Genomic DNA, 24,739 nt, shown 5'->3' on the forward strand with positions numbered 1-24,739 from the left:
TGAGGTGAGGCCTCATGACCCGACGTCTGTTCCGAGCCTGTGCCGTCCTCCTCTGCTGCGGGCTGACGGCGACCGCCTGCGCGGCCGGCGATGAGGACTCCGCACGGCCTCGGCCCGCGCAGCGGGATTCCTCCCTGCCCGCCTGGAAGCCCACGACGGCGGACGTGCCCCGCGGCAAGGGCGGCAAGCTGGCGTCGGACGTCAACGGGGACGGTTACGGCGATGTGGTGCTCCCCGTGGTGCGCAAGGGGAAGAGCAGCCTGACGGTGGTCTACGGCTCCCGGAAGGGGCTCGACCTCGCCACCCGTACGGTTCTCCCGGCGCCCGGAGCCCGCCTGACGCCCGACGGGCCGGCCCGGACGGGCGATCTCGACGGGGACGGATACGCGGACCTGGTCGGGCTGTTCGCCGAGGCGGTCGAGGATCCGGCCGCGGGCGGCGGGTCGGGGAACACCGAGCCGGGCAAGCCCTTCGCGCCGCACATCGTCTGGGGCGGTCCCGGCGGCCCCGATCCGTCCGAAGAGCCGACCCCGCTGGCCGTGACGGGCCCGCCGGAGTATTTCGCGGGCCAGCCCGGCGACTTCGACGGCGACGGCCACATGGACCTCGCGCTGCCCCGCGCGGACCGGCTCGAACTGCGCTACGGCCCCTTCGAGCGCGACGGTTCCGCCGCGCGGACCTCCCTGCCCTGGCGGGTGCCCTCCCGAGTGGAGGGCAGCGACTGCTGCCATGACGACATCGGCTGGCTCACCGCCGGGGACGCGAACGGCGACGCGGCGACCGATCTGGTCGTACGCCCGTCGAGCGACGGCGAACAGACGGCAGGGGTCCTGCTCCTCGGGGGCAGGCCCGGCGGGCCCTACCCCGGTGCCGAACACCGCCTGCCCACCGGCGACCTCTCCGCGTTCGGCGACTTCGACGGCGACGGCACGGGGGATGTCGTCGTGGGTGACAGCGGCAGCCGCAACAACGAGGCCGAGGACTCCGCCACGCCGGGTGACCTCGCGCCGCTCAAGGTCGTGTACGGCTCCCGTTCACGTACGGCGTCCACGCCGCCGGAAGTCGAGACCGTCCCCGGATCGGAGGCGCTCGGACTGCAGTTGGCCGCCGCCGATCTGAACGGCGACGGCAAGGACGAGCTGATCACCCGGTACGGCACGGATCTCGAGGCGATCCTGGAGAAGGACGTGAAGGGTGTAGTCGTCCTGAACGGCCGCACCGGCGGGCTCTTGGGCAAGGACCGGCGCAGGGTGCGCATCACCGGGCCGGAGCGGCACGCGGGCAAGGCGGTCAAGCCGATCGACCGCCTGGTCTCCGTCGTCAGGGCGGGCGACTTCGGCGCCCCCGGCTCCGGTGGCTCCGGGGACTCAGGTGAGCTGATCCTGTCCTGGTCCCGCGAACTCGCCCCGGCCCGCTGGTGGATCAGCCGGGGCGGCTCCGCCGAGGACGGGCTGACGTTCACCTCGGAGCAGCTCACGTCGCGGTGAGGCCGCCCGCCGCCAGAGGGCGTTGTCAGTGGCGTGGTGCATCATCGGAAGCGTTCGTCGGATCTTGGGGAATGGCGGGGGAATCGTCATGTCGGAGCAGCAGCGCAGCAGTCACCGGATCAGCAGTCAGCAGGTGCTCGGGCACGCCTTCCTGGGCGAGTTGTACGGGGACGACTACTACCCGGATCACCTCCTCGACAAGGGCAGGGCGATCCTGCTCGGCCTCTGCGAGCGGATCGAGGGCGAGCGTCCCGCCGACCTGGACGCGCTGTACGTCCTGACGGCGGCGGCGACGGAGGAGTTCAACGCGCTGGAGGCCGAGTTCGACGCCGCCGACAGCGAGATCGAGACCATCGCGCGGGAAGCCATAGGCGAGGACTTCGCGTTCGTGGCGTCGGCGTACGGCTTCGCGGACGCCGACGTGGAAGAGCTGATCGCCGCCAGGGAGTGGTGAGCGAGATGTCTCCCGCCAAGATGCACGCCGACGAGGCCGACATCGACGCCGCGCTCGTGCGGCGGCTGCTCGCCGCGCAGTTCCCGCGGTGGGCCGACCTCGCCGTCACCCCCGTCGAGTCGAACGGCACGGTCAACGCGATCTACCGCCTGGGCGACGACATGGCCGTGCGGCTGCCCCGCATCGAGGGCGGCGTCGACGACGTACGGAAAGAGGTCGACCACCTGCCCCGGCTGGCCCGGCAGCTGCCGTTCGCCGTTCCCGCGCCGCTGGGGAAGGGCGAGCCCGGTGAGGGTTATCCCTGGCCCTGGTACGTGTACCGCTGGCTGGAGGGGTCGAATCCGGTCGTCGGCGGTGTGGCCGAACCGGCGCTGTTCGCGGCGGACTTGGCGGAGTTCGTCACCGCACTGCACCGGATCGGGCCGCCGGTCGACGCCCCCGCCTCCTACCGGCCGGGACCGCTCGCGCCGCGCGACCCCGAGACGCGGAACGCCCTCGCGCAGCTGGACGGGGTCATCGACACGGACGCGGCGGCGGCCGCCTGGGATGCCGCCCTCGCGGCGCCGGAGTGGGCCGGCCCGCCCGTCTGGGTCCACGCCGACCTGCAGCCGGGGAATCTGCTCACGACGGACGGCCGGCTCAGCGCCGTCATCGACTTCGGCTGCCTGGGGCTCGGCGAACCCGCCGTCGACCTCATCACGGCGTGGAGTCTGCTGACGGGCGACGGACGCAAGGTGTTCCGCGCGGCACTCGACGTGGACGACGCGACGTGGGCGCGGGGACGCGGCTGGGCGCTGTCGATCGCGCTCATCGAGCTGCCGTACTACCGGACGCGGAACAAGGCGATCGCGCGGACCGCGCGGCACGTCATCGAGGAGGTGCTCGCGGATCACGTCGCCGAAGGGTGCTAGGGCCTGACCGGCGGATCAGGCCGCGCGAGGGTGGCGGCCACTCTTCGACGCAGATGAGCGGGGTCTGGTGCGTCGAGATGCAAGGCGGAGGAGGGCGACAACGCGGTGGGGTCTCCCCTGCTCGAGCGCAGCCGAGAGCTTGGGGAAGCCGGCAACCGGCGACAACGCCGCAGATCGGCGTGCCAGACCCCGCGGCCCGCGGCATGATCCGCCGGACAAGCCCTGGCGGCGACGCCTTCCCCGCCGGGATACTGCTCCGACCGCACCGGCCACGGAAGGACTCCCGTGTCACTCAAGGCTCCGCACCTCCCGAAGGTCCCCGCACTCCCCTGGATCGCCGCTCTCTCCACCGCGCTCCTGCTCGGCGCCGCCGCCCCGCCCGCCTCGGCGGCCGACACCGACACCGACACCGACACCGCCACCGTCGAGGAGCGGCGTCTGGACCGTGCCGCGCCCCAGGAGATCCTGCGTCGCAGCGGATTCGACGGCGTGGCACCGGAGTTCGCCCGTGCGCTCGGCCGGGCGCAGTCGTACGGGGAGGCCCGGCGGATCGTCGAGCGCGAGGGTTCGGCGCTGTGGCGGCGTGCCGTCGACCGGGCGCAGGGGCGCGGACCGGCGACGGGTGATCTGAGCCGGGACGACGACCGGCCGCTGTACTGGGCCCGGCTGGGGATGACCCGTGAGCTGCGGCAGTGGCAGCCGACCCGGTTCGAGGTGGGCGAGGGCGGGCACGCGCGGCTCATGCGGGCGTTGGAGACCACGTCACGCGGCCAGGACTCGATCCGCTATCCGCAGGCGGGCGCCGGGGACGGAGCGGGGCATCGGCTCAAGCGTGTCCTCCTGACCGGCTTCGACCCGTTCACGCTCGACCGTGACGTCCGCATCAGCAATCCGTCCGGCGCGACCGCGCTCGCCCTGGACGGCGTCGTGATCGAGACCGCCGACGGTCCCGCCCGTGTCGAGACGGCCGTGTTCCCCGTGCGCTGGCAGGACTTCGCGGACGGCACGGTCGAGCGGACGCTGCGCGAGCAGCTGCCTCGCGTCGATCTGTTCACCACGGTCAGCCAGGGGCGCGTCGGCCGTTTCGACGTCGAGCGGACCAACGGGGCCTGGCGCGGCGGCTTCCCCGACAACGAGAACGTCTCGCGCACGGAGACCGTCCCGGTCGCCGATCCGGCCTCGCAGCCCCAGTGGACGTCGACGACGCTGCCGTACAAGGAGATCGTGAACGGTTCGACGGGCCGCTTCCCCGTCTACGACAACACGTCGGTGACGGAGATACCGGCGGGCGGCACCGGTCCCGTGGTGCGCCCCGACGGGCCCACGGCCGGTTCGACGGCGCGGGAGGGCGGTGGCGGCAACTATCTGTCGAACGAGATCGCCTACCGGGCGACGCTGCTGCGCGACCGGCTCAGGTTGCGCGACCGGCTGCCGGGCGGCCATGTGCACACGCCGGTCCTGCAGTTCGGCGCGGGCAACACCGATCCGGGCACCGGAAAGATCACCGACGCGGAGTTCGTGCGGAACCGGCTCGACATCATCGCGCAGGTACGGCAGATCCTGAAGGTCGCTATGGACGCCCGCCGGTAGCGGAGGAACCGCCGGGGGCGGCCGGCCGCCGGTCGTCCCCGGAGTCGTCGTCGGAGTCGTCGGGGCCGTCGGTGGACTCCCCCACCAGCTCCCGCGCCATCAGCGTCGCGCCCGCGACCGCCCCCGGCATCAGGAACACCGCGACGAACGGCACGAGGAAGGCGACGGCGAGCGGAGTGCCGAAGCCCCAGGCGAGCTGCTTGCGGCCGCGCAGCAGGGCGAGCCGGTCGCGGAGTTCGACGCCCCGCCGCTGCAGCGCCACCGCCGTCAGCTCCTCGACCAGGAAGAAGCCCGTCACGCAGAAGCCGACGACGGGGACCACGGTCTGGCCGACGACCGGGATGAAGCCGAGCGCGAAGAGGAGGATGCCCCAGACCGCGGCGCGCAGGACGATGCGCAGGCTGTCCCGTGCGGAGATCCACAGTTCACGCCAGAGCGGAAGGCCCGATTCGGGAGCGAACCCGGCGACGGAGATGTCGACCTTCTCCGAGAGCGACTCGTAGAAGGGCTGGCCGACGAGGAGGGTGACCGCCGTGAAGGTGATGACCGACAGGAGGAGCGCGAGCGCGAAGAGAAGTGCCGTGAGGAAGCCGCGGAACAGGCCCAGCCACGGCGAGGACCAGTCATCGGCGAAGGGGGTGGCCCAGCCGACGAAGTCCGTGCCCCACAGGGCGAGCGCGACGAGTGCGCCCGCGTAGAGCAGCAGGGTGATCAGGCCGGGCAACAGGCCGACTCCGTACTGCTTGCCGTGCTGGGCGACCCAGCGCTGGCCCTTCATCAAGTAGCCGAAGCCCCGTCCCAGATCACGCATGCCGCACAGCCTATCCGCCGGTCACAGGTGTGACGCACGGGGAGCCAAAACCCTCTTGTTGCGCGGGGGTTGAGACGGTAGACCACGCGTACCGACCATTTCCCGGAGGTACGTATGGATACATCCCGGCCATCCAGACCCATCCTGCTCACCACGCTCGCCGCGTCGGGCGCCCTGCTGCTCACGACGCTCGCTCCGGGCAGCGCGGCCGCCGACCCGAGTCCGGGCCGTGACCGCGACGTCCTGCGCGAGGGCTCCCCGCTCAACAGCACCGACCGCGCGGCGAAGGCACCGCGGAGCGCGGCCGACCGGGCACTGGGCTCAGCCACCGGCGGTCAGGGTCTCGCCGACCCCAAGAACCGGGGCTACCCGCGCGAACAGAAGCTGACCCCACCTCCCGCGAACCCTGACGACAAGTCGATAAAACTGGGCCTGGCCCCGTACCACTCCATAGCCCCGAAGCTGAACGACATCCAAGGCATGGGCAACCGCGTCAGCGTGGAGATCGCCGGCCGCTCGGCAGGCGGCCACCAGCTCTATCTCGTGACCGTCACGGCACCCGAGTCGGCCAGGGAGACCGCCCGCCAGGAGCGGATGCGCGACCTCATCGAGAACGCGCCGGAGGCCGCGGCCAAGGATCCGGCGGTCAAGTCCTCGTACAAGACGCCGGTCTTCATCAACAACAACATCCACGGCAACGAGTGGGAGGGCACGGACGCGGCCCTCGGGCTCATCGAGAAGCTGGCGAAGGCGAAGGACGCGAAGACGGCGGATCTCCTCGCCCACAACCGCATCTACTTCAACGTCACGGCCAACCCCGACGGCCGGATCGCGGGCACCCGCGCCAACGCCAACGGCTTCGACCTCAACCGTGACTTCATCACCGCGTCGCAGCCCGAGGCGCGGGCGATGCGGCAGATCGCCATCGACAAGCAGCCGGCGGTCATGATCGACCTGCACGGGTACGTCAACGGCACGCTGATCGAGCCGACGACCCCGCCGCACGGCGAGAACTACGAGTACGACCTCTTCCTCAAGAACACCTACGCCAACGCGCTCGGCATGGAGGCCGCCGTCAACGGCCTCGGCTACACGCCCGAGAAGGACGGCGTGGAGCCCGCGATCATCCCCTTCCGGGACCAGGAGGAGGGCTGGGACGACTGGCCGCCGATCTTCACCCCGCAGTACATGCCGTTCCACGGGGCGGTCGCCGCGCACACCATCGAGTTCCCGATGGTCGTCAACAACGAGGAGTACGACGAGCTGCCGGTGCCGGAGCTGCGGCGGCGGTCCGCGATCAACGTGGACATCGCGGGGGCGGCGATGTCTGCGACGCTCAAGTACACGCAGGAGCACCGCACTTCGGTGATCGCCGACCAGATCGAGACGTTCCGGCGGGGTGCCGCGGGTGCGGCGCAGGTGCCGGTGTCTCCGGAGACGGTGCCGGGGGTTCCGGGCATCGGTCCGGAGGACGTGTACACCACCGAATTCCCTCGTGCGTACGTGATTCCCGCGGGGTCGCGGGATCAGCGCTCGGCGGCGGCCGCGTCGCGCCTGGTGGGGCATCTGCTGGAGAACGACGTCCAAGTACGGCGGGCGGTGCGGGACTTCAGGCTTGGCGGGACCTCGTACGAGAAGGGGTCGTACGTCATCGACATGCGGCAGCCGAAGCGGGGGCTCGCCAATGTGATGCTGGCCGACGGCCGTGACATCAGCGACAAGGTGTCGACGATGTACGACATCTCCGGGTGGAGCCTGGGGCGGCTCTGGGGTGCGTCGGTCGACTCGGTACGCGGCGGCAGCCTCGCCGGGGTGCCGGCCCGGTCCGTGCACGAGGCCTCGCGGGTCGGATATGTGGCGCCGCGCGGAGAGTTGCGGCTGCGGCTCGACGACGCGCGGGAGGTGGCGGCGCTGAACTGGCTGCTGGGCAAGGGGGTTTCGGTCCGGCGGGCCGCCGCCGATGACGGCAGCGTGATCCTTTCGTCGAAGGCTCGCGGGGCGGCGGCCGTCGCGGCGCGGAAGTACGACGTGGCGTTCGACGCGACACGGGCCAAGGCCGGGGCTGCGGTGGAGCGGACGCGGGTCGCTGCCGCCGTGACGCCGGGTGAGCTCTTCGCTCTGCGGGAGATGAACTTCGATGTGGTGCCGGTGTCCACGGACGTCCTGAACGCGGGCTTCGACTGGAAGAAGGAGAAGGTCGACGTCCTGTTCGTCTCGGCCGGGCTCGCGTACGGGGAGTTGAAGCCGGGGGCTCGGGACGGGCTCGACGGGTTCCTCTCCGGTGGGGGCGGTCTTGTCGGGCGCGGGGCGGAGGGGGCCGCGTTGAACGCCGACGCGAAGTTGCTTTCCGCTACTGCCGTTTCCGGGAACGGGGACGCGAACGGTGTGGTGCGGGTGGAGAATTCCGGGCCGCTGACGGCCGGGGCTCCTTCGCATTCGTTCGTGTACGCGCCCATGTGGTTCACGGGGCTGGGTGAGGGCGTGCGGGTCGAGCAGTCCTACGGGGACGGAAATCCGCTGCTGTCCGGCCACTGGCGTGCGGCGGACGGGGCCGGTGGGCCCGCTGATGCGGCGGGGCAGGCGGCCGTGGTGAGCGGTGCGGCGGCCTCGGGCTCGGAGGTCGTCCTGTTCGGCACGGAGCCACTCTTCCGCGACCACCCGAAGGGAGTGTTCCCGCAGGTGGGTCGGGCACTGCTGAACTTGGGCTGAGGTCCGCATCCGGCGGTTCCTTCCCGGCTGGAAGATGCAGGCCGGAGGGGCTGGTTCCGTCAGCCCCTCCGGCGTTCGAAGGGAGAGCGCATGACCCGTGAGATCAAGGTGCAGGGCAGTGTCATCGCCGGGTATGAGGGCGTGAAGGACGTGTTCACCGGTGTGCTTGCCGGGGAGGGGCCCCGGTACAGCGCGCAGCTTGTCGCCTATGTGCGGGGAGAGCGCGTCGTCGATCTCTGGGTCGGGCCCGAGACCGACGGGGACACGTTGTTCGGGGTGTACTCGTCCACCAAGGGCGCCGCCCACCTCACCGTCGCCCTCCTCGTCCAGGACGGCGCCCTCGACCTGGACAGGGAAGTCGCCCACTACTGGCCGGAGTTCGCGGCCGAGGGGAAGGGGCAGATCACCCTCCGCGAGCTGCTGTCCCACCGCGCCGGCGTCGTCGGCGCCGACACCGGGTTCAGCCCCGAGGAAATCGCCGACGACCGCGCCATCGCCGCCCGCCTCGCCACCCAGCGCCCGTACTGGCGCCCCGGCACCGCCTTCGGCTACCACGCGCTCTCCGTCGGCGCCCTCGCCGGTGAAGTCGTCTTCCGGGTCACCGGACGCACCTTGCAGGAGATCTACGAGGAGCGGGTCCGCGTACCGACCGGGATCGACCTCCATCTCGGGCTGCCCGAGGCGCTGGAGGGACGGTTCCGGTCCGTGCTTCCCATGGCGCCGAGCGACGACGAGCGCGCCTTCCTCGACGCCGCACCGCCCGAGCCGAACAGCCTGACCTCCATCGCCTTCAACGGAAACGGCACCCCGCCCACCGACATGGAGGATCTGCCCAACTCCCGGCTCGTGCGCGCCAAGGGCCCCGCCTCCGTCGGCGGCGTCGCGTCCGCGCGCGGGCTCGCGGGGATGTACGCGGCGGCGGTCACCGGGACCGGCGGACGGGAGCCACTCCTGAAGGCGGACACCGTGGCCGAGTTCGGTCAGGTCCATTCCAATGGGTACGACCTGGTGATGCGGGCCCATAAATCGTTCGGGGTGGGTTTCCAGAACACCGCCGACGCCTGGTACCCCTTCCTCGGCGCCGGCACCATCGGCCACAGCGGCATCGGCGGCTCGCAGGCCTTCGCCGATCCGCGCGGCGGGCTCGCCTACGGCTACACGCGGCGGCAGTACGCCTTCCCTGGCGGCCCGGCCGCGGAGAACGCGCGGCTCGTGCGGGCGGTCCACGAGGCGGCGCTCGCCACCGGCTGACCAGGCGGTACGGCAGAGGGCCGCACCCCGTAGCCGGGGTGCGGCCCTCTGTCACGTACGCGAAGGGCGGGTCAGGCGACCGCCAGCTCCACCTTGATGTTGCCGCGCGTGGCGCTGGAGTACGGGCAGACCTGGTGGGCCTGCTCGACCAGGGACTGCGCGGTGGCCGCGTCCACGTTCGGGATGGTGGCGGAGATCGAGACCTCGAGGCCGAAGCCGCCGGCCTCGTTCTGGCCTATGCCGACCTTGGCGGTCACGGTCGAGCCGGAGATGTCGGCGTTCGCCTTGCGGGCGACCACGCCGAGCGCGCCCTGGAAGCAGGCGCTGTAGCCGGCCGCGAAGAGCTGCTCCGGGTTGGTGCCGGCGCCGCTGCCGCCCATCTCCTTCGGCGGGTTGACGACGACGTCGAGCTTGCCGTCATCGGTGGCGACGCGGCCGTCACGGCCGTTCTCGGCGGTGGCGACGGCGGTGTACTTGACGTCGATCTGCTGGATGGACATAAGTGCCGGTTCCTCCTGAGATGTGCCGCCCTGCGCGCCCACAGTCGCGGCAATGTGGAAAGAGGTTATCGGATGCCGGAAGAGAGCACCTCTACCGCCCGCCTCGGGACACCGCCACCGCCCACCTCAGGGCACCGCCACCACCCGCCTCGGGACACCGCCACCACCCGCCTCAGGGCAGCTCAGGCCAGGGAAACGACCATCTTCCCGGTGTTCTCGCCCCGCAGCATGCCGAGGAACGCCTCCACGCCGTTCTCGACACCCTCGACGAACGTCTCGCCGTACTTCAGCTCGCCCGAGCGGATCCACGCGCCGACCTCGGAGACGAACTGCGGCTGCAGCGCCGCGTGGTCCCGGACCAGGACGCCCTGGAGTCGCAGCCGCTTGCCGATGATCATCGCCATGTTGCGCGGGCCGGGGGTCGGCTCGGTGTCGTTGTAGCCCGCGATCATTCCGCAGATGGTGGCCCGGCCGTGCACGTTCATCCGGCTGATGGCCGCCTCCAGGTGCTCGCCGCCGACGTTGTCGAAGTAGACGTCGATCCCGTCGGGGGCGGCCTCCTTCAGCTGCTCGGCCACCGGGCGCGGGTCCTTGTAGTTGAACGCGGCGTCGAAGCCGTACTCCTCCACCAGGACCTTCACCTTCTCGTCCGAGCCCGCCGAGCCGACGACCCGCGAGGCACCCTTCAGCCGGGCCATCTGCCCGACCTGGGCGCCGACCGCACCGGCGGCCCCGGAGACGAACACCGAGTCGCCCTCCTTGAAGGACGCCACCTCGAAGAGCCCCGCGTACGCCGTCAGGCCCGTCATGCCGAGCACGCCCAGGTACGCCGAGAGCGGCGCGGCCTGCGCGTCGACCTTGGTGGCGTGCTTGGCCGCGACGGTCGCGTAGTCCCGCCAGCCCAGACCGTGCAGGACGTGGTCGCCCACGGCGAAGCCCTCGGCGTTCGACGCGACGACCTCGCCGACCGCGCCGCCGTCCATGGGCTCGTCCAGCTTGAACGGCGCGACGTACGACTTCACGTCGTTCATCCGGCCGCGCATGTACGGGTCCACGGAGAAGTGCAGGTTGCGGACCAGGATCTGGCCCTCTTCCGGGGCGGCGACGGGGGTCTCGCGCAGCGCGAAGTCCTCCGGGACCGGCCAGCCGTGCGGACGCCGGACGAGGTGCCAGGCACGGCTGACGGCGGGGAGCTCGGGGGTGACGGACATGCGGGCGTCCTCCAAATGTTTCAGGTAGTGAAACAACCATGCGTCTATATATTTAATGATGTCAAGTATCTGGGTACCCTGGTGACCATGGCCACCAGCAGCTCCCGCACCCCGCGCATCGACCCCCTGACGCTCGAAGTCGTCGAGCTGATCGGCGCGGTCGTGGCGCGCTATCACGAGGAGTACGAGGAGGCGGCGGGCAAGCACGCCCTCACCGGGGCGCAGGCGCGCGTCCTCGGGCTGCTCTCGCTCGACCCGATGCCGATGCGGCGGATAGCCCAGAAGCTGAAGTGCGAGCCGTCGAACATCACGGGGATCGTGGACCGCCTTGAGGCACGCGGGCTGGTCGAGCGTCGGCCCGACCCGGCCGACCGCCGTGTGAAGCTCGCCGCCCCCACGGAAGAGGGCCGGAAGGTCGCGCGCAGCCTGCGCGATTCACTGGACTTCGCACGGGAGCCGCTGGCCGAGCTGTCGCACGACGAGCGGGTGGCGCTGCGGGGGATGCTGCGCAGGATGGTCGGCGAGCTCCCCTGAGCACACCACCGGACGACTAGGCGCACCGCCGCAGGACTTAAGTGCACCACCACAGGAACCGGTCGCACGTCTCCGAAGGCGTCGGTTCCGGTTCCGGGTCCGGCTTCTGCGTGGTCGGCGGGGGCGTGGGGCGGGTGGTCTGCGGATTGTCCGGCGTGTTCGGGGTGTCCGGGGAGTCCGGCGCGGAGGTCTTGGTCGGAGCCGTGGAACCGGGCTCGTCGTCGCCCTGGTCCCGCTTCTTCTTCTCCTTCTCCCGCTCCGCGTCCCGCGTCGCCTTGTCGCTCGCGGACGCCGACGCCGTCGGGGCGGCCGTCGTCGCCGTGGCCCCGTCCGCGATCTCCTCGTCCGGGCCCGCCGAATCGCGCGTCACGGGCCGCTCCCCCGTCTCCCCGTCCGGCGCGGACGCCGCCCTCGGGTCGTCGGAGGGGCCTTCGGTGGCGAGTTCGGCCAGGCTCAGGCCGCCGGCCGCGAGCGCGAGGCCCGCGGTGATCAGCAGGACCTTGCGGCGCCTGCGCCGGTGCGCCTTGCGGCCGCGTTCCCTGCGGCGGCTGCGGACGCGCGGGGACTCCTCGTCGTACGCACCCTCGGGACCGTCCGCCGCCTCCTGCTCGGCCACGGCCTGCGCGTACTCGCGGCAGGCTTCGGCCGGGGTGCCGCAGCCCGGGCAGGCCAGGGCGCCGTTGAGGTGCCGGTGGCACGGGTGGCAGTAGTCCATGAGGCATGGAGGCTAGGTGAGCCGCGGGGAACAGAGGAAGCCGCTCCCGTGAAGGTTGTGTGCGGAATCGAACCTTCCAGCGGGGCGAATCACCGGCTATCCCGACGAACGTCACCGACCGGCCGCCGGGTACGACCCACCGACCTGCCGCGGGGTACGACCCACCGACCTGCCGCCGGGTACGCGGACCTATCCGGCGAACGCCGCCTGCGCCACGCCCTGTCCGGCGTCCGGAAGCACCAGCACCGAACCGGCGAACGGGTGCGGCGCCGGCTGCCCCGCACGCGCCGTGGTGATGTAGAGGTCCCGCAGCCCGTCGCCGCCGAACGCGCACGCGGTGGGGCGGGCCACGGGGAGTTCGATCACCCGGTCCAGGGCGCCGGACGGGGTGTAGCGGCGGACGGCACAGCCGTCCCACAGGGCGACCCAGACGCAGCCATCGGCGTCCACGGTGAGCCCGTCAGGGAAGCCCGCCGAGTGCTCGATCTCCGCCAAGGGCCGCCGGGAGTACGGGAGTTGGTCGTCGCCCAGTTCCAGTACGTCGACGCGCCGGGTGAGCGTGTCCGCGTAGTACATCGTCCGGCCGTCCGGGCTCCAGCCGATGCCGTTGCTGACCGAGACGTCGCCGTACACCTCCGTCACGGTGCCGTCGCCCGTGACGCGGACGAGGTTGGCGGCGCCGGGCTTCTCGTCGTAGAACATCGTGCCCGCCCAGAGCGTGCCGTCCGGGGCGACCGCCGCGTCGTTGCCCCGGCGGCCGGGTACGACGTCGCGGTGCAGCCAGCGGAAGGCGCCCCCGGCGGCGGCATCGTCGTACAGACCGATGCCGTCCCGGAGGTTGACCACCAGGCCGCCGCCCGCGCGGGGCTTGGCCGCGCCGACGTGCTGCTCGGTGGCCATGACCGTGCGGCGACCGGTCGACGGATCGTAGGTGTGGACGCGGGAGTTCAGGATGTCGACCCAGATGAGCCGCCGGGCTGCGGGGTCCCAGGTGGGCCCTTCGCCGAGTTCCGCCTGCGCGCGTACGGCTATGTCGATGGCGTCGATCCCGCCGGTCCCGTCCATCCCGGCAGGCTACCCGCGCCGCCCCGTTCAGCCCACCCGTCCCAGCTCTCCCCGCAACCTCCGGGCCCGCAGCACCAGTTCGAGCTCGAAGCGGCGGTCCGGGTCGTCGACCTCGTCGCCCCACAGCTCCCTGATCTGCCGCAGCCGGTAGCGCACGGTCTGCGGGTGGACGCCGAGCCGCGCGGCCACCTCGGGCGCGCCGCCCCGTGTCTCCAGCCAGGCCAGGAGGGTCTCGGCGAGGCGTCGGCCGTGCGCGGGCCCGCAGTGGGCGAGCGGCGCGAGGCAGCGCCTGGCCAGGTCCTCGATCAGCTCCTCGGGCTGCAGCAGGACGAGCGCCTCGGTGTGCTCGGTGCAGTGCAGGACCTCGCCGGAGGGCAGCAGTCCGCGCTCCATGAGGCGGACCGCGGCCTGCGCCCAGCGCAGCGACTTCGCGGCGTCGGCGAGCGGTACGGGCGGGCCGATCGCGCCGGACCAGCCGGTCATGGCGCGCCGCAGGAGTTCGGGGCGGCCCGCCGCGTCCGGGTCGGGGATGACCATGCGGGGCTGTTCGGTCTCCATGTCGAGCAGTACGCCCTGGCCGACGGCGGGCGCCACGGCCTCGCGCGCGGGGCGGAGCAGTACGCCGACGGCGACGCGTTCGGGCAGCTGCCAGCCGACGCGGGCGGCCCGTTCGTCGAGCGCGCTGCCGGGGCCCTGCCCGGAGGACGCCGCCGCCGTGAAGGAACCGGAATCCGCCGCCGTGCCGGACCCGGACTCACCGCGCCGCTCGGAGAGCAGGAGTTCCATCAACTTCCGTTGCAGGCGCAGTCGTTCGCCCGCCTGGCGGGCCGCCGCCTCCGCGTAGCCGCGCACGGACTGGTCGACAAGGCCGTCGAGGTACTCGAAGCCCGACTCGGCGAGTTCGTACATGGCCGGTGGCGGGATCTCGATCTGCTGGCCGATCTCGGCGAGGCGGCGCCAGGCGAGGCGTACGCCGAGGCGGTAGATCGCCTGGAGCGAGTCGAGGCTGCGGCCGTGCAGTCCCTCGCCGCGGCCGAACTCCTGGAAGACCTCCAGGGGGTAGCAGGGGCGGCCCTCGCCGGCGGCGATCTGCTGGACGAATCCTTCGAGGGCGCGCCTTATGCCGATGAGCGCCATCGGCTCGCCCGAGTCGTCGAGGACGACGGGCAGGCCCGGATACTCGGCGCGGATCTCCCGCAGGATGTCCTGGGCGAGAGCGGGCACTTCGTCCAGGGCGAGCGCGGCGAACTGCCGTATCTGCAGTGGCGGGACGTCCCGCCACGCGGAACGGACGGACAGCGAACCCTGGCTCTCGGTCACGGGCACGGTCACTCACTGCCCCCGCGGGGCGGTCTCGTAATGCACGAGGGGTGTATTCGGCTGGTCCGGCGTCGCGTTCAGGACAGCGACGATGCCGAGGGCGGCGGCCACGGCGAGTGCGGCGGCGGCCACGGCGGTCAGTCCGGCCGCGAGGAATCTATGCATGTCAGGGTCAGCCTCTCTGCTGGAGGTCGTCCCCACCCTGGTCGCACGGCTGGTGTTCGCACAGTCCCTTACCGGCCCCGCCCGGCAGGTGCACAGTCTCATCAATGCATTGACACTTAGTCAAGGGTCCGCCTAGCGTCACGGCCCCATACGGCTCGGTAACACGTCTCCACCGCCCTCAGGAGTGCCGGATGCGCCGCACAGCCTCACCCCTCTCGCTGATCCTCCTCGGACTCGGCGTCTTCCTGCTCGTCCTGGCACCGCTGCTCGCCTGGTACGTCGAGCCACGCGCCAAACGGACGCCCGTCGATATCGACACGATCACCGTGTTCAAGGGCAAAGGCAGCTATTTCGACACAGACAAGATCAAGACGGTGCACGACAAGAACCTCACGATCACCCGCCAGGTGCGCGGTGACGTGGCCGACAGCACCAAGGAAACCGCGGTGTGGGACGTCGTCCAGTCCGTCGATCCGGACAAGTCGCTGCCGGCCTCGGACCCGCACGATTCGCTCCAGTTCACGAAGGAGCGCTGGGTCACCGACCGCGAGACGAACCGGCCGGTGCACTGCTGCGGCGAGGAGCCGTACTACGAGGGCGAGGCCTACCTCAAGTTCCCCTTCGACGTGGAGAAGCGCGGCTACGTCTGGTGGGACAGCACCCTGGGCGGGACCGTGCCGCTGACCTTCCGGGGCACGAAGAAGATCCAGGGCTACGAGGGCTACCGCTTCACCGCGAAGGTGAAGCCCGCCAAGACCGGCACCCGTCTGGTGCCGGGCCGCCTGGTGGGGCAGCCCAAGCGCAGCAACGTACTGGCCGAGGAGTGGTACGCCAACCACGGTGTGGAGCTGGTGGCCGACAAGCGCACGGGCCGGATCATCTACGCGGCGGTCGGACCCCGCAAGACGCTGCGCGCGCCGGGCTCCGACAAGGACGCGACGGTGCTCCTCGACAGCAAGCGCATCGCGTTCACGGAGAAGACGCAGAAGACCCAGGTCGGGCTCGCGGACGACGACAGCAGCCGGCTGAAGCTGGTGGGCACGACGCTGCCGGTCGGTGCGGGTGCGCTGGGTGCGCTGCTCGCGGTCGCGGGGGTCGTGCTCGTCGTACGCGGACGGCGCTCGGCCCATGGGGCGGACGGTTCCGGAGGGCCGGGTTCCGCGGCGGAGCCGGACGGTCCGAATACCGATACGTCCCCAACCGCCCTGCAACCCACCACGATGTGATGAGACGTCAGCTAATGAAACCCCCGAAGTTGTCACCTCGGTGAGTAGCCGCGTCGAACAGGGCGGCGAAAACTAACCACCCCCACCCAAGCACAGTCCCCGCACAGACCGACCACAGCACCTACGCAACAGAACCCGGCCTTTCCGCACCACCCCGCACCTCGCAACAGAGCCAAACCCCGCACCTCCGTAAGCGACCGACCGTGCTACCCCCCATGCCCCACGGATCCGCACCCTGACGAGTTGGAGCACGCATGCCCCAGCACGTGCCATCCCCGCTGCGCGAAGCCACCCCTCGGCTCGCGCAGCGCGTTCCGGCGCATCCCCCACAACCGCGCCGGATCGTCTTCCTCGCCCGCCGCGACCTCGGCAACCCGGCCGCGGGCGGGTCCGAACTGCTCGTCGACCGGCTGGCCGACGGCCTGAGCAAGCTCGGCCACCAGGTCACCCTGCTGTGCGGGGGTCCGGCCGCCTTCCGCGACTACCGCGTCGTGTCGGCGGGCGGCGACCTCGGGCACTATCTGCGCTCGCGCTCGGCGTTCACCCGGCAGGTCGGCGACTGCGACCTGCTCGTCGAGGTCTGCAACGGCATGCCGTATCTGGCGCCGCTGTGGCACCGCGGGCCCACGCTGTGCCTCGTCAACCACGTGCACACCGATCTGTGGGCGATGCGCTTCCAGGGCGCGCTCGCCCCGGCGGCCCGGCTCGGCCGAAGACTCGAGCACTGGTCGCTCTCGGGAGCCCAGCGCGGCAATCTGCTCGTGGCCGTCTCGCCGTCGACGGCCACCGCCCTGCGCGCGATAGGCGTCGAGCGTGAGCGAATACGCATCGTCCACAACGGGGTCGAAGAGCCCGGGCCCTTGCATCCCCGCTCGGACGAGCCGCTGTTCCTCGCGATGGGACGCCTCGTCGAGTACAAGCGCATCGATCTGCTGCTCCGCCTCTGGGAGCGCGTCAGACCCGTCACCGGGGGCCGCCTGGTGATCGTGGGCGACGGGCCCGAGCGGGAGCGCCTCGAATCGATGGCCGGACCCGGCGTGGAGTTCAGGGGCCATGTCTCCGAGGCGGAGAAGCACCGGCTGCTCTGCGAGGCATGGATGCTGCTTCATCCGTCGGCCGTGGAGGGGTGGGGGCTCGTCGTCACCGAGGCGGCCACCCGCGCCACCCCGGCGATCGGCTTCGACGTACCCGGAATCCGCGACTCCATCGAGGACGGCGTGACCGGGCTGCTCGCCCGCGGCGAGAGTTCCTTCGCCGCCGCCTGGTGCAGTCTGGCGCTGAGCAGCGAGCGCCGCGAGACCTTCGGCAAGGCGGCGAGCGAACGGGCCACCCGGTACCGCTGGGCCAATTCCGTACGGGAGTTCCAGGCAGTGGCAGCCGAAGCCGTGGCCGGTGGGTCACGGGCATGAAAGATCCCTCGCTGCGGCGTTCCCTCACCCTCTTCCGGGCCTTCCTGCGCGAGCAGCAGGAGCCCGAGCGGTGTTACACGCTGCTCGCCCGTGACGCCGCCGACCAGGTCGAGGCGTACGGCGCGGTCAAGGACCGGATCGTCGTCGACATCGGCGGCGGCGGTGGCTACTTCACCGAGGAGTTCCGGCGCCGCGGCGCCCAGGCCTTCCTCTTCGAGCCGGACCCGGCGGAGCTGGGAGCCAAGCCGCCGGAGGGCTCGGTCGTCGCCGACGGCTATCTGCTGCCGCTCGGCGACGGCGTCGCGGACGTCACGTTCTCCTCCAACGTCCTGGAGCACGTCGACGACCCGCAGACGTTCCTCAGCGAGATGGTCCGGGTGACCAGGCCCGGCGGTCTGATCTATGTCTCGTTCACCAACTGGTACTCGCCCTGGGGCGGTCACGAGTGGGCGCCCTGGCACCTGCTCGGCGCCGAACGGGCCAGAGCCCGCTATGAGCGGCGTACCGGCAAGGCCGCCAAGCACAAGCTCGGCGAGAACCTCTTCGCGCACCACATCGGCCCGACCCTGCGCCAGGTGCGGGCCAGGGACGACGTCTCGGTCGTGTCCGCGCGGTCCCGCTACTGGCCGTTCCTGGCCGGTGGCATCACCAAGGTGCCCGGCGTACGCGAGTTCGCCACCTGGAATCTTCTCCTCATCCTCAGGCGGTGTCCATGACCACGGTCCAGGCCCCACCCCCGGCGGCAGTCCGGCCCACGGCAGCTGCCCCCGAGCCCGAACGGGGGCCACGCTCCAAGCGCTGGCTGCTGGGGTTCTGGGCCGTGGTGTTCGTGCTCTTCCTCGCCGTCAAACCGGGGCGGATGACGTTCGACACCAAGCTCGGTGTCGCCGTCGACCCCTGGCAGTTCCTCTCCGACCTCGGCCAGCTCTGGCACGACCGGGGCGGCTTCGGCGGGATCCAGGACCAGTACGTCGGCTACACCTGGCCGATGCTGCCGTTCTACGGCCTGGCCAAGCTGGTCCAGCTGCCGGTGTGGCTCGCGGAGCGGCTCTGGCTCTCGCTGATCGTGTCGGTCGCGTTCTGGGGTGCGCTGCGGCTCGCCGAGCGGCTGCGGATCGGCAACTCCGCGAGCCGGCTGCTCGGCGCGGTGGCGTACGCGCTGTGGCCGACGTTCACCGTCGTCGTCGGCTCGACGTCGGCTGCGGCGCTGCCCGGCGCGTTCCTGCCCTGGGTGCTGCTCCCGCTGACCAACGACCGGATCAGCGCGCGCCTCGCGGCCTGCCGGTCGGCGCTCATCATCCCCTTCATGGGCGGCGTGAACGCGGCGGCGACGCTCGCGTCCCTCCTCCCGGTGGGCCTCTATCTCCTCTCCCGGCCGAACGGACCGCGCAAGCGGAAGCTGATCACCTGGTGGGTGCCGGGAGTGATCCTGGCGACCGCCTGGTGGGTCGTACCGCTCCTGATGCTCGGCATCTACGGCGAGAACTTCCTCCCGTACGTGGAGAATTCGGCCACCACCACCGGCACGATGTCCGCCACGGAGACCCTGCGCGGCGCCGGTAACTGGGTGGCGTACCTCAACTTCGGCGAGGCCTGGCTGCCGGCCGGCTGGACGGTCGCGACGTCCGTGGTCGTCGTGGTCTGCTCGGCGCTCGCCGCCGCGCTCGGCCTCGCGGGCCTGGCCCGGCGTGATCTGCCCGAGCGGCGCTGGCTGGTCCTGACGGTCCTCTCCGTCGCCCTCGTCACGCTCGCCGGATACGGCGGTTCCTTCGGGGCGCCCTTCCACGAGACCGTGCAGAGCTGGCTGAACGGCGGGCTCGTCCCCTTCCGCAACATCTACAAGTTCCAGACGGGCCTCGCGCTCGCCCTTGTCTTCGGCCTGATGCACCTGGTGGGCGTGGCCGCGCAGGCGCGCGGGGCGCGGCCGGTGAAGGGCCGCAGGTACGCCCCGCTGATCGCCGCCGTCCTCGTCCTTCCGGGGCTCGCCTTCCCCTATCTCAACGGCTCGATCCTGCAGCCCGGTTCGTTCCAGAAGCTGCCCAACTACTGGCAGGCCACGGCCGACTGGCTGGAGAAGTACTCCCCCGACTCGCGCGCCCTCGTCGTGCCCGCGACCGCGCACGGCATCTACACCTGGGGCTCGCCCATCGACCAGCCCCTCGACGTCCTCGCCGAGTCCCGCTGGGCCCAGCGGGACTACGTCCCGTTCGGCACGCCCGGCAACCGGCGCGCGATGGACGCGGTGGAGCAGGCGCTCGCCACCGGCGGCGAAGTGCCGGGCCTGCGCGACTACTTGACCCGCGCGGGGCTGTACTACGTCGTCGTACGCAATGATCTCGACCCCGACCAGGTCGGCAACGTCCCGACCGCGACCGTGAAGCGGACCCTGGAGGAGTCCGGGTTCAAGCGCGTCACGGGCTTCGGTCCGACCGAGACCGGCGGGAAGATCCCGGACGACACGCCGCTCCAGGTCGAGGGTCTCTACCCGCGCGAGCGCGCGGTGGAGATCTACGCCCCGGGCTCCGGCGCGGAGCGTCCCGGCCAGGCCGGGATCAAGCCGGTGTCGAACACGGCGGTGGTGAGCGGCGGACCCGAGTCGCTGCTCCAGCTCTCCGCCGACCCGGCGATGCGGGACCGCCCCTCCGTGCTGACCGGCGACAACCACCCGGGGGTCGGAACTCCCGGTCTCAAGGCGGTCGGTGACGGACTGCGGCGCGCGGACACCCGCTTCGGCCTGGTCAGCAGCAACACCTCGTACACGTACACACCGGGCGAACGCAACGCGAGCGGCGCCGAGCAGGACGCGGGCAAGAAGCCGCACCAGATCCTGCCCACCACGGGCATCGAGCACCAGACGACGGCGCGGCTGCGCGGCGCGAAGTCCGTCACCGCGTCCAGCTACGGCAACTGGCTCTTCCATCTGCCGCAGTACGACCCGGTGAACGCCTTCGACGGGAACCCGGACACGGCATGGGCCGAGGGCAGCCCCGGAAAGCCGGAAGGCGCCTGGATCAAGGCCGAGTACCGGTCGAAGGAGTCGATCCCCTCCTCGATCCGGGTCATCCCGCTGCCGCAGGAGGGCATGCGGGCCGCGCCCACGAAGGTGCGGGTGGAGACGGAGCAGGGCAGCGCCACCAGCGATCTGCAGGCCAACGGCATGCGTCAGCGCATCAAGGCGCCCGCCGGTGAGTCGAGTTGGCTGAAGGTCACGATCCTGGAGGCGCAGATCGGCAAGAAGGGTCTGACCGGCGCCGGCTTCTCCGAGATCACCGTGCCGGGCGCGCAGGTGACCAAGCTGCTCCAGATGCCGTCGGACAGCGGACACTCCGCGGACCGGGAGCCGGTCGGCGCCGAGGCGACGACGTACTCGATGCACCGCTCCTCGGACCCGAGCGCGCTGTCGCCGGTGAACAGCGAGTCGGGGCTGCACCGGCGCTTCGAGGCCCCGGCCGAGGCCGACTACGAGGTGAGCGCGAGCGCGGTGGCCGTGCCGGGCAAGGCGCTGGACAAGCTGCTCTACCAGGTGGCGCCCGAGCAGAAGGACCAGATCATCGCGAGCGCCGACTCCACGTCGGACCTCGGCACCGGTCTCTCGCCGCGCAATCTGACGGACGGCGACCTGACGACCGGCTGGATCGCCGGTGACCGGCCCGTCGTCCATCTGAAGTGGCCGGACAAGCAGGCGGTCGACGAGATCGTGCTGCCCGCGGCCGGCGGTCTCTCGACGCGGCCGGTGAAGATCGAGATCAGCTCGCCGGACGGCGCCGCGATCGTCGGCGTCGACGAGAACGGCGTGGCACGGTTCGCGCCGATCACCACCGACGAGATGACCATCACCATCACGGAGACCGCGCCGCTGACGGTGCACAACCCGGTGGCGGACGACGAGTTGCAGCTTCCGGTGGGTCTGACCGAGGTGTACGTCCCGGCCCTGGACAAGTACCGGACGCCGCAGCCGTCGGCCGACGCGACGTTCGAACTCGCCTGTGGCAAGGGCCCGGTGCTCTCCGTCGACGGCAAGCTGCACGCGACGAGCGCCAAGGGTTCCGTACGGGATCTGGTGGAGCGGCGGCCGATCGAGGTGACGCTCTGCGAGCGGGGCGAGGAGGACACCACGCTGTCGCTCGGCTCCGGCGCGCACACGGTCGAGGCCGGTGACGAGGGCCCGTTGACCGTGATGGACGTCTCGCTGACGCAGGGCACGCCGGGCGGGATCGACCGCACGTCCCGGTCGATCGACATCAAGGACTGGCTCGGCGACCGGCGCGAGCTGAAGGTCGGCTCGGGCGCGGCCTCGTACCTCTCCACGTACGAGAACATCAACGACGGCTGGAAGGCGACGCTCAACGGCGAGACGCTCTCGTCGGTACGCCTCGACGGCTGGCAGCAGGGCTGGCTGATCCCCAAGGGCGAGGGCGGCACCGTCAAGCTGACCTACGAGCCCTCGCGCATCTACGAGATCGGTCTGATCGGCGGCGGTGTCGGCGTGCTCGCCCTGATCGCCCTGGTCCTGGTCCGCCGCAAGGAGCCGAACGCGGAGGGCCCGGACACGGCGCCGCCCGCGCCCGGTCTGATCCTCGGCACGGTGGCACTGACGCTGGTCGCCGCGGTGATCGCGGGCTGGTTCGCGCTGATCGTCCCGGCCCTCGCCCTGCTGGCCTGGCGTCGGCACGCCCTGCTGGTGCCGCTCGCCTTCGTGGCGATGGCCGGGGCGGGCATCGCGGCGGCGGTGGGCGCCGGCGAGCCGGCCGCCCAGGACGAGGGCGCGTTCGGGCCCACGGCCCAACTCCTCGCCCTCATCGCGCTGTTCGCGGCTCTGGTGAGCGTGGGGGCGCCCGCGTCCGGGGAGGCGGAGACGGGCGGCGGCTCCGGAGGCTCCGGAGGCTCCGGTGGCTCCGGTGACCCCGACGGCCCCGGAGGCGGCGGTTCCGCGGCCCCCTGGGGACCGCCTCCGCAGTCCGCGCCACCGGCAGCACCACCCGTGACACCGCCGGCCCAGGATCCGGGCACACTGTCGCTCGGACCCGACCGGGACCTGGGCACGGCACCGCTGCCGCGCCGCAAGCGCGGGGAGAGCGGCGGGCCGGGGGCCGGTGCGGACGACCCGCAGGCCGTCAGCTCCACCATCTCCGCCCGTGGGCCCGCGGCGACGCAACCGGAGCCCGCACCGCCGGGTGCGCGGACGACGCGGTTCCGGCGGCGCAGGCCGAGGACGTCGGGCGGCTCCATGGCAGGCACCGCCGCACCGTCCACCTCCGGGGAGGACGCAGAACGATGACCGCACTCGATCAACCGGCACGTCACGCGGACGGACCCGAACGGCGCCCCAAGCGCGTGCCGTTCCCCGTCGTCGACGAGGTCGCCCGGCACTGCCTCCAGGAGGAGGAGCCGGAGACGGTGCACATCGAGGTGCATCTGCCGGGCACGCCCGACCCGGACCGGCTGAGGTCCGCGTTCGCCGAGGCCCTGCGCCGCCACCCGCGCATCCTGATGCGGGAGGCGCAGGGGCCCTGGTACCGCCGCCGCTACGAATGGGAGCTGACGGCGGAGCCGGACGTCGAGGTCGTGACGTTCCCGCCGCCGGAGCGGGACGCGCTGAAGAAGGCGCGCATCCGTTCCCTCTCCGACTCGCCGCCGCTGAGCGCGTCGCCGCCGATCCGCCTGGAAGTGATCGATTCCGGTGAGGAAGAGGGCGCGGGCTCGGTCCTGTTCCTCACCATCAACCACACAGCCCTCGACGGCCCGGCCTGCCTCCGGGTCCTCGCGACGGCCGCCGAGCTGTACGGCGGCCAGGACAACTCCCCCGCCGCGCCGCCGCAGCGCACACCCGCGACCCCGGCCCCCGACGGCGCGGCCGCGACCGCCGACGCGCCCTCCGGCTGGGCGCCGCCCGCGCGGGTGTCGCGCGGCACCCCCGAGCCCTCCCCCGGCAACGGCATGCTCGTAGCCGAGCTGCCCGTGCCGCACCGCCCCAAGGGCGCGCCCTTCACGGTGAACGACCAGCTCATGGTGGCGACCGCGCTGATGATCGCGCACTGGAACCGGGAGCACGGGGCCCGGCCGAGGCCCTTCCGGATCACCATGCCCGTGGACGACCGGCCGCGCGACATGGGGATGCCCATCGGCAACGGCACCCGACTCGTCGAAGTCCCGTTCAGCGCGCAGGAGTTGACCGGGAAGGAGTGGGGACCCGAGGAGATCGGCGCGCTGCTGCGGCGCACCGCCGAACGCACCCGCGCCCTCAAGGCCCTCGACCGTCCGCAACTCGGCCATGGAGCCGCCCTGTTGACCTCTCCCGTGCTGCCGGTCACCGTGCGGGCCGCGCTCACCCGCGGGCTGCGCAGGGCCGCCGCGCCCTGGACCTCGACCACGCTCCTGAGCAACATCGGCCGGGTGCCGTACGCCCTCGACTTCGGGGACGCCGGGCGCGCGCACGCCGTCTGGTTCTCCGCGCCCGCCCGGCTGCCGCGCGGGCTGACCGTGACCACCGCGTCCACCGCGGGCCGGCTCCATCTGGCCCTGCGCTGGTCGAAGACGCTGCTCAGCCATGGGGACGGCGCCCATCTGCGCGACCTCTTCGAGCACTATCTGCACGCCACGGAGGAAGGGGTCACCCCATGACCGCGTCCACCAGCACCGGCACCAGCACCAGCACCGCCCCGCGTGACCTGCGGGACTTCTACGAGGACCCGTCCGTGCCCGTGGCGTCCGGCGACGCCCGCAGCCTGCGCCAGGCCCGGATGCTCGCCGCCGCCATCGGCCCCGCCACGGCACGCACCGCCGTCGTCCTCGACATCGGCTGCGGCGACGGCACCGCGGCCGCGGCAGCCGCCCCGTTCCTCGCCGGGCACCGTGTCATCGGCGTGGACTGGTCGCAGGACGCCCTCAAGCGCGCGCACTCCCATCTCTCGTACGTCGTACGCGGTGAACTCACCGACGGCGGCCTTCCGTTCGCCGACGGGAGCGCGGACGCCGTGCTGTTCAGCGAGGTCATCGAGCATCTCGTCGACCCCGACAGCGCCCTGGACGAGCTGAGAAGAGTCCTCAGGCCGGGCGGCCATCTGATGCTGTCCACGCCCAATCTCGCCGCCTGGTACAACCGCGGGCTGCTGCTCGCGGGGGTGCAGCCCGTCTTCTCCGAGGTGAGCCTGCGCGGCATCCACGGCCGTCCGGGCAGCGAGGTCGTCGGACATCTGCGGCTGTACACCGCGCGCGCCCTGCGGGAGTTCGTCGCCGCGTCCGGATTCGACGTCGTCAAGGTGGCGGGCGCGCCCTTCCACGGCGTGCCACGACCACTCCGGGGCCTGGACCGGCTCGCCTGCGCCGTCCCGAGCGCCTCGTCGATCCTGCTGCTGCACGCCCGAAGGACCTAGGCCCATGT

The 24,739-nt window shown here is 71.8% G+C and carries 20 protein-coding genes; 13 read left to right on the forward strand and 7 right to left on the reverse strand.

Going from position 1 to position 24,739, the window contains the following annotated elements:
* The first annotated feature begins 14 nt into the window (after positions 1-14).
* The 4 genes from ACIBKX_RS03735 (at position 15) to ACIBKX_RS03750 (ending at position 4,442) form a co-directional block, all read left to right on the forward strand.
* Positions 15-1,487 carry a VCBS repeat-containing protein gene (locus ACIBKX_RS03735; protein ID WP_363270605.1) on the forward strand — a complete coding sequence of 491 codons (1,473 nt, stop codon included), beginning with the start codon at positions 15-17 and terminating at the stop codon, positions 1,485-1,487.
* A gap of 88 nt (positions 1,488-1,575) precedes the next feature.
* The gene (locus ACIBKX_RS03740) at positions 1,576-1,941 is read left to right on the forward strand and encodes a DUF5713 family protein (protein WP_363270604.1); all 366 of its coding nucleotides are present in this window, start codon (positions 1,576-1,578) and stop codon (positions 1,939-1,941) included.
* A gap of 5 nt (positions 1,942-1,946) precedes the next feature.
* Positions 1,947-2,852, forward strand: coding sequence for an aminoglycoside phosphotransferase family protein (locus ACIBKX_RS03745; RefSeq protein WP_363270603.1), 906 nt, complete (start codon positions 1,947-1,949; stop codon positions 2,850-2,852).
* A 285-nt stretch (positions 2,853-3,137) separates the two neighbouring features.
* Complete coding sequence (locus ACIBKX_RS03750; RefSeq protein WP_399375625.1) at positions 3,138-4,442, forward strand: pyroglutamyl peptidase; 1,305 nt, start codon at positions 3,138-3,140, stop codon at positions 4,440-4,442.
* On the opposite strand, the gene ACIBKX_RS03755 is transcribed toward ACIBKX_RS03750, so the two are convergent.
* Positions 4,423-5,253: an EI24 domain-containing protein gene (locus tag ACIBKX_RS03755; protein WP_363270602.1), complete on the reverse strand. Its 831-nt coding sequence runs from the start codon at positions 5,251-5,253 to the stop codon at positions 4,423-4,425. The two genes, ACIBKX_RS03750 and ACIBKX_RS03755, sit on opposite strands and share 20 nt — an antisense overlap.
* 114 nt (positions 5,254-5,367) lie before the next feature.
* Here ACIBKX_RS03755 and ACIBKX_RS03760 point away from each other — a divergent pair, with 114 nt between their 5' ends.
* Complete coding sequence (locus ACIBKX_RS03760; protein WP_363270600.1) at positions 5,368-7,962, forward strand: M14 family zinc carboxypeptidase; 2,595 nt, start codon at positions 5,368-5,370, stop codon at positions 7,960-7,962.
* A 90-nt stretch (positions 7,963-8,052) separates the two neighbouring features.
* A complete protein-coding gene (locus ACIBKX_RS03765; protein WP_363270599.1) occupies positions 8,053-9,213 on the forward strand; it encodes a serine hydrolase domain-containing protein in 1,161 nt (386 codons plus the stop codon).
* Positions 9,214-9,284: 71 nt separating this feature from the next.
* Here ACIBKX_RS03765 and ACIBKX_RS03770 read toward each other — a convergent pair whose 3' ends face one another.
* Positions 9,285-9,713: an organic hydroperoxide resistance protein gene (locus ACIBKX_RS03770; protein WP_363270598.1), complete on the reverse strand. Its 429-nt coding sequence runs from the start codon at positions 9,711-9,713 to the stop codon at positions 9,285-9,287.
* 182 nt (positions 9,714-9,895) lie between these two features.
* Positions 9,896-10,924, reverse strand: coding sequence for an NADP-dependent oxidoreductase (locus tag ACIBKX_RS03775; protein ID WP_363270597.1), 1,029 nt, complete (start codon positions 10,922-10,924; stop codon positions 9,896-9,898).
* 87 nt (positions 10,925-11,011) lie between these two features.
* On the opposite strand from ACIBKX_RS03775, the gene ACIBKX_RS03780 reads away from it, so the two are divergent.
* Complete coding sequence (locus ACIBKX_RS03780) at positions 11,012-11,458, forward strand: MarR family transcriptional regulator (RefSeq protein ID WP_363270596.1); 447 nt, start codon at positions 11,012-11,014, stop codon at positions 11,456-11,458.
* Between the two features lie 37 nt (positions 11,459-11,495).
* Here ACIBKX_RS03780 and ACIBKX_RS03785 read toward each other — a convergent pair whose 3' ends face one another.
* The 4 genes from ACIBKX_RS03785 to ACIBKX_RS03800 form a co-directional block, all read right to left on the reverse strand.
* The gene (locus tag ACIBKX_RS03785) at positions 11,496-12,173 is read right to left on the reverse strand and encodes a hypothetical protein (protein WP_363270595.1); all 678 of its coding nucleotides are present in this window, start codon (positions 12,171-12,173) and stop codon (positions 11,496-11,498) included.
* A gap of 189 nt (positions 12,174-12,362) precedes the next feature.
* Positions 12,363-13,238: an SMP-30/gluconolactonase/LRE family protein gene (locus ACIBKX_RS03790; protein ID WP_363270594.1), complete on the reverse strand. Its 876-nt coding sequence runs from the start codon at positions 13,236-13,238 to the stop codon at positions 12,363-12,365.
* A 27-nt stretch (positions 13,239-13,265) separates the two neighbouring features.
* Positions 13,266-14,564, reverse strand: coding sequence for a helix-turn-helix domain-containing protein (locus tag ACIBKX_RS03795; RefSeq protein ID WP_399375626.1), 1,299 nt, complete (start codon positions 14,562-14,564; stop codon positions 13,266-13,268).
* A 6-nt stretch (positions 14,565-14,570) separates the two neighbouring features.
* The gene (locus ACIBKX_RS03800; RefSeq protein WP_363270592.1) at positions 14,571-14,723 is read right to left on the reverse strand and encodes a hypothetical protein; all 153 of its coding nucleotides are present in this window, start codon (positions 14,721-14,723) and stop codon (positions 14,571-14,573) included.
* A gap of 191 nt (positions 14,724-14,914) precedes the next feature.
* On the opposite strand from ACIBKX_RS03800, the gene ACIBKX_RS03805 reads away from it, so the two are divergent.
* The 6 genes from ACIBKX_RS03805 to ACIBKX_RS03830 all read left to right on the forward strand — a co-directional run bounded on the left by ACIBKX_RS03805 (position 14,915) and on the right by ACIBKX_RS03830 (position 24,731).
* Positions 14,915-15,949, forward strand: a complete 1,035-nt coding sequence (locus ACIBKX_RS03805) for a DUF3068 domain-containing protein (protein ID WP_363270591.1) — start codon at positions 14,915-14,917, stop codon at positions 15,947-15,949.
* 254 nt (positions 15,950-16,203) lie between these two features.
* Positions 16,204-17,358 (forward strand): glycosyltransferase family 4 protein, encoded by a 1,155-nt coding sequence (locus ACIBKX_RS03810; protein WP_363270590.1) that lies wholly within the window; start codon positions 16,204-16,206, stop codon positions 17,356-17,358.
* On the forward strand, positions 17,355-18,074 hold the full coding sequence (locus ACIBKX_RS03815; RefSeq protein WP_363270589.1) for a class I SAM-dependent methyltransferase: 720 nt from the start codon (positions 17,355-17,357) through the stop codon (positions 18,072-18,074). Before ACIBKX_RS03810 ends, ACIBKX_RS03815 begins: the two co-directional genes overlap by 4 nt.
* A complete protein-coding gene (locus ACIBKX_RS03820; protein ID WP_363270588.1) occupies positions 18,071-22,636 on the forward strand; it encodes a DUF3367 domain-containing protein in 4,566 nt (1,521 codons plus the stop codon). Before ACIBKX_RS03815 ends, ACIBKX_RS03820 begins: the two co-directional genes overlap by 4 nt.
* A complete protein-coding gene (locus tag ACIBKX_RS03825) occupies positions 22,633-23,979 on the forward strand; it encodes a condensation protein (protein ID WP_363270587.1) in 1,347 nt (448 codons plus the stop codon). The genes ACIBKX_RS03820 and ACIBKX_RS03825 overlap by 4 nt, the downstream gene beginning before the upstream one ends.
* Positions 23,976-24,731, forward strand: coding sequence for a methyltransferase domain-containing protein (locus ACIBKX_RS03830; protein WP_363270586.1), 756 nt, complete (start codon positions 23,976-23,978; stop codon positions 24,729-24,731). Before ACIBKX_RS03825 ends, ACIBKX_RS03830 begins: the two co-directional genes overlap by 4 nt.
* The last annotated feature ends 8 nt before the right edge of the window (positions 24,732-24,739 follow it).

Source organism: Streptomyces sp. NPDC050658, from assembly GCF_044457025.1.
Taxonomy (GTDB): Bacteria; Actinomycetota; Actinomycetes; order Streptomycetales; family Streptomycetaceae; genus Streptomyces.